The 348-nt window shown below is 64.9% G+C and carries 1 protein-coding gene; it reads left to right on the forward strand.

What is annotated here, in order from left to right:
- Positions 1 to 348: M2 family metallopeptidase (locus tag EN850_RS34490; RefSeq protein ID WP_136093000.1), on the forward strand; the 348-nt coding region annotated here is incomplete at both ends.

A 348-nucleotide genomic window follows, 5' to 3' on the forward strand; every position in this document is an offset into this window, starting at 1 on the left:
GCTGATGATCGACCGCTGGCGCTGGGGCGTGTTCGATGGCTCGATCACCGCCGACAACTACAACAAGGCGTGGTGGGACCTGAAGGCCAAGTACCAGGGCGTGGCCCCGGCCAGCACCCGTGGCGAAGAATTCTTCGACCCGGGCGCGAAGTACCACGTGCCGGGCAACACCCCCTACACCCGCTACTTCCTGGCGCGCATCCTGCAGTTCCAGTTCTACAAGGGCCTGTGCGATGCGGCCGGCTACAAGGGCCCGCTGCATGAGTGCACCTTCTACGGCAACAAGGAAGCCGGCCAGAAGTACTGGGCGATGCTGAGCAAGGGTGCCAGCCAGCCGTGGCAGGCCAC

This window comes from Mesorhizobium sp. M8A.F.Ca.ET.207.01.1.1, assembly GCF_004794715.1.
Lineage (GTDB): Bacteria > Pseudomonadota > Alphaproteobacteria > Rhizobiales > Rhizobiaceae > Mesorhizobium.